This is a genomic window from Candidatus Cloacimonadota bacterium, assembly GCA_011372345.1.
Classification (GTDB): domain Bacteria; phylum Cloacimonadota; class Cloacimonadia; order Cloacimonadales; family TCS61; genus DRTC01.
The window spans coordinates 1-4631 of record DRTC01000005.1; the positions used below are offsets into that span (position 1 = coordinate 1).

Sequence of the window (4631 nt, forward strand, 5' to 3'; positions counted from 1 at the left end):
CGGTTAATACTTTTTCCTGTTTCATTAACCACCAACTTAAGTTGGTGGTTAATAAGAAGATAGAGGTCATTAACCGATTCATCAGTTTCCAAATTTCGGGCAAAATTTCATACATATTCCAAAATTATTGCCTTTTTAGAGTGGACTCAATATTTCGATTCATAAATTAGAATTTTCATTTCTACAAATTTTGGGAGTATGTAAAAAATCCATTCCGAAGTTTTTCCAACGATAATAAAACTTGACCTGAAAAAACAGATTCTGGAATTGGAATAATCTTCAAACTTGCCAATCCGGCAACTGCCGGATAGTAAGTTTGAATAGAATTTTAATAGAAAAGGTAAAAAATAATGGGAAATATTTTCGGAGCAATCATTGCTTTAGGAATTTTAATAACTGTTCATGAGCTGGGTCATTTTCTCGCAGCTCGAATATTTGGAGTCGATGTAGAAAAATTCTCGATTGGATTCGGACCCCGGTTATTCGGTTTCAGGATAAAACAAACAGATTTTCGTATTTCTCTGATCCCTCTTGGTGGTTATCTGAAAATGAAAGGTGAAAATCCTGATGAGGAAATTGACGATGAATCCGGTTCTTTTCGAGCAGCAAAATGGTACAAAAGAGCAACTATTGCATTTGCCGGTCCATTTGCAAACCTTCTTTTAGCTTTTTTCATATTCATTCTTTCTTTCGCTATTGGAAGAAGTTATGAAGACCAGTTGCCGTTAGTTGGAAAGATCGAGATAGCATTAAATGATTTTGTTAAAGTCAATGATGAAATTTTAAGTGTGAACAATTCTCCTGTACAAAGTTGGAGCCAGATACCTAGATTTATCAAAGAAAATGAAAATAATATCATCGAAGTGAAAAGGGACGGAAAGAAAATAATTCTTGAATCTTCAGACATAGAACAAATTACCTGGTTCACGGATATTCTTCCTTTTGCTCCTGCGGTTATCGGAGAAGTCGCTCCCGGATTACCGGCATACAGAGCAGGATTAATGTCAGATGATGAGATTATTGCTATTGATGGTATCCAAGTTAAAAACTGGTATGATATGAGAGATATCATTTCAAAAAGTACAAAAAATTCCTTAAATTTTAAGATCAGGAGAGGAGACCAGATTTTCGAGAAAGTTGTCGAACTGGAAGTTAACCTGATGGACAGCAATAAGATTATCGGGATAACTCAGAAATTACCAGTTAAGATCGAGGAAAAATACAGCCTGTTCGAATCGCTGAAATACGGAAGTATTACGACGATCAGTTTTGTCGCTCTGAATTATGTAACTCTTTATAAATTAATTTCAAAACCTTCATCATTAAAAGCAAATCTGGGCGGTCCGGTAATGATCTATGCCATGTCCAAAGAATCTGCAAAAAAAGGATTGGATTCAATTTTGGCTTTCATAGCTGCGATCAGTATTATCCTGATGATCATGAATTTACTTCCCATTCCCGTTTTAGACGGAGGTCATATCTTTTTCTGCTTTATCGAGGGGATTTTTAAAAAACCTTTAACCTTAAAAACTCAATTGGTCTTACAGAGGATCGGACTTTATATTTTATTATTTTTGATGTTGTTTGCATTTTTTAATGATTTTTACAGGTTGTTCAGCAGGAATGTTTCTTTGAATGAGCAGAAGATATTGGATGGGAATTGATTGGAAACTTGCTCTATTTCTACCCATTCCCAAATTCCATTTGGGAATGCTATTTTGAAAAAGTTTTACTTTGATTCTTTTTTCAAGGTGAGATTGAACAAGCAAACATTAACCATCGAATTTATTCGATGGAAACAGAAAAACACCACGAATTACTGACTTTAGTCGGAAAATACTGATTGAATTCAGAGCGTGTAGTTGCCTTGTTGTCCATTCACTGAAGTGAATGGTTAATCTTTTTCCGATTCGAGTTAGTTAATTCAAAAAATGGGAGCAAATCATCTTTGAATTTATCTTAAAAGCAAAAAACGAAAACGCGCGAGCCGGAGTTTTCAAAACTTCTCATGGTGAAATAAAAACTCCGGTTTTTATGCCGGTCGGAACGAGGGCAACCGTAAAAACCCTTTCACCTCTGGAGTTGGATGAAATAAGTGCTCAAATAATTCTGGGAAACACTTACCATCTCTATCTTCGTCCCGGTCATGAATTGATTAAAAAAGCCGGTGGATTGCATGAATTTATGAGTTGGGAAAAACCGATCCTGACAGACAGCGGCGGATTCCAGGTGATGAGCCTAGCAGGATTGAGAAAAATAACCTCGGAAGGAGTGAAATTTCAATCACATCTCGATGGTAGTTATCATTTTTTCACTCCGGAAAAAGTGATAGCTATTCAAAATGCAATGGGAGCAGATATAATCATGTCTTTTGATGAATGTCCGCCTTATCCGGCAACGAAAAAATATATTGCGAATTCGCTGAAAACTACTCTTGATTGGGCAAAACGCGGAAAGGAAGTTCATAAAAATATTAAGAAGCAGGCTTTGTTCGGAATTGTTCAGGGTGGAATTTATCAAGATCTGCGGGAGGAAAGTGCGAGAAAATTGATGGAGATGGATTTTCCGGGTTATGCGATCGGAGGATTGGCGGTTGGAGAACCGAAAGAAGAACTGCTGGAGATAACGAATTTTCTGAATAATATTTTACCGCAAGATAAACCTCGTTATCTGATGGGAGTTGGAACACCACTGGATTTACTGGAAAATATCGAAAACGGAATCGATATGTTCGATTGTGTGATGCCGACCAGGAATGCTCGCAAAGGAACGATTTTCACCAAAAAAGGAAAAATGATCATCAAATCAGCAAGATACAAAGAAGATTTTTCCCCCATCGACGAAGATTGTGATTGCTATACCTGCAAAAATTTCAGTAGAGCTTATATTCGTCATTTATTCAGTGTTGACGAAATTCTGGGAATGAGATTGGCAACTATTCACAGTCTGCATTTTTATTTAGAACTTGTTAAAAATGCCAGGCTGGCGATTTTGGAAAACAGATTTGAAAAATATAAAAAAGAGTGTTTAAGCCGCGGATGGGCACGGATGAACACGGATTGATAAAAACATCGGAATGTCCAGCTTGCTGGTCTTCCGATTGTTTAGCAAGAAACAACATTCCGAAGATTAGGCAAGCCTAAACATTCGGAAGTTGTGAATATCAGGGTGAGTTAATATGAGCATATTCAAAGAAATAAATTTAAATGGGCTAACAAAATATTCCATCAAAGACAGACCAAGCAAAATCAGTTTAAAGGACTTTTCCCATCCGCAAAAAATTTCCTTAAACGATTTCTGGAAAAGTTTGCCGAATGTTCTTAAAGTGAAAGAGATGAATGAACTTCTCGACAAATGTGTTAATGCTTATCAAAAACAGAAACCAATCATCATTGCTCTGGGAGGTCATGTCATCAAATGCGGATTATCTCCTTTTATTATCGATTTGATGAAGATGGGAGCTATTAAAGCTCTGGCTTCAAATGGTTCGGTTGTTATCCATGATTTTGAAATTGCTGAATTCGGAAAAACTTCGGAAGATGTGGCAACCGCTCTCGAAGACGGAACCTTTGGCATGGTTTCCGAAACAAATGATCTGATCAACTCGATAATTAAAAATGGAGCAAAAGAAAGATCCGGTTATGGGGAAGCGATAGGTAAATATTTAGTTGAAACGAATGCTCCCAATAATCAGTTTTCTCTCTTTGCCAATGCCTGGCAACAAAAGGTTTCATTCACAGTTCATGTTGCCTTGGGAACGGATATCAATCATCAGCATGAAACTGCGAACGGTTCTGCGATCGGGGAATGTTCGCTGCGAGATTTCCGGATCTTCTGTAGCAATTTAATTGAGATGAATGACGGAGGTATTTTCCTGAATTTCGGTTCTGCGGTGATTTTACCGGAAGTTTTCCTAAAAGCAGTTACGGTTGTCAGGAATCTCGGCTATCCTCTGAAAAATTTCCAGACAGCTGTTTTCGATATGAATTTTCATTATCGACCGCAAACGAATATCGTTCACAGACCTACTTTGAGTGGAGGAAAAGGATATTATTTCATCGGTCATCATGAATTTATGATCCCACTTTTCCTCTTAACTTTAAAGGAAAGACTGAACAATGCGTAAATTCCTGATAATTATTTTTCTGCTTTTATTTTCAATTTCAGGTTTTACGGAAGAGAATAAAAAGAAACCTTTAAAAGCAGCAGCACTTTCCTTATTGATCCCGGGAGGAGGTCAATTTTATAATGAATCTTACTGGAAATCCAGCGGAGTTTTTTTGTTGGAAAGTTATGTGATCGGTTTGGCAACTTATCATCATCTCAAAGCGGAAGATTATTATCAGAAATATGCGCAAACGGAAAATCCTGAAAATTACAGTAAATATCTCGAATATTACAACAAACGGCAAAGCGATTTTTTCTGGGTGGGAACAGTAGTTTTTCTCTCGATGATCGATGCTTTTGTAGATGCTCATCTTTTTGATTTTGAAACAAAAAAGAAAAAAATACATCTGAAATTCGGAGAAAATACGATCAGTCTTTCGTATAGGTTTTAGCATTATTTTCCACGTTCCCAAATTCCATATGGGATCGAGGAAAAAAGAAGAAAAACAGCAAATGATGATTAG

The 4631-nt window shown here is 36.7% G+C and carries 4 protein-coding genes; all 4 read left to right on the forward strand.

The window, feature by feature from the left end:
* Positions 1-350 precede the first annotated feature (350 nt).
* The 4 genes from rseP (at position 351) to ENL20_00085 (ending at position 4559) form a co-directional block, all read left to right on the forward strand.
* Positions 351-1664, forward strand: coding sequence for an RIP metalloprotease RseP (gene rseP, locus ENL20_00070; protein ID HHE36956.1), 1314 nt, complete (start codon positions 351-353; stop codon positions 1662-1664).
* 280 nt (positions 1665-1944) lie between these two features.
* Positions 1945-3063: a tRNA guanosine(34) transglycosylase Tgt gene (locus tag ENL20_00075; protein HHE36957.1), complete on the forward strand. Its 1119-nt coding sequence runs from the start codon at positions 1945-1947 to the stop codon at positions 3061-3063.
* Positions 3064-3178: 115 nt separating this feature from the next.
* Positions 3179-4126, forward strand: a complete 948-nt coding sequence (locus ENL20_00080) for a hypothetical protein (protein HHE36958.1) — start codon at positions 3179-3181, stop codon at positions 4124-4126.
* Positions 4119-4559 carry a hypothetical protein gene (locus tag ENL20_00085; protein HHE36959.1) on the forward strand — a complete coding sequence of 147 codons (441 nt, stop codon included), beginning with the start codon at positions 4119-4121 and terminating at the stop codon, positions 4557-4559. The genes ENL20_00080 and ENL20_00085 overlap by 8 nt, the downstream gene beginning before the upstream one ends.
* The last annotated feature ends 72 nt before the right edge of the window (positions 4560-4631 follow it).

Excerpts from the sequence above, each read along its gene's own strand:
- ENL20_00080 (HHE36958.1), top strand. The coding sequence starts at position 3,179 with ATGAGCATATTCAAAGAAATAAATTTAAATGGGCTAACAAAATATTCC.
- rseP (HHE36956.1), top strand. The coding sequence starts at position 351 with ATGGGAAATATTTTCGGAGCAATCATTGCTTTAGGAATTTTAATAACT.
- ENL20_00085 (HHE36959.1), top strand. The coding sequence starts at position 4,119 with ATGCGTAAATTCCTGATAATTATTTTTCTGCTTTTATTTTCAATTTCA.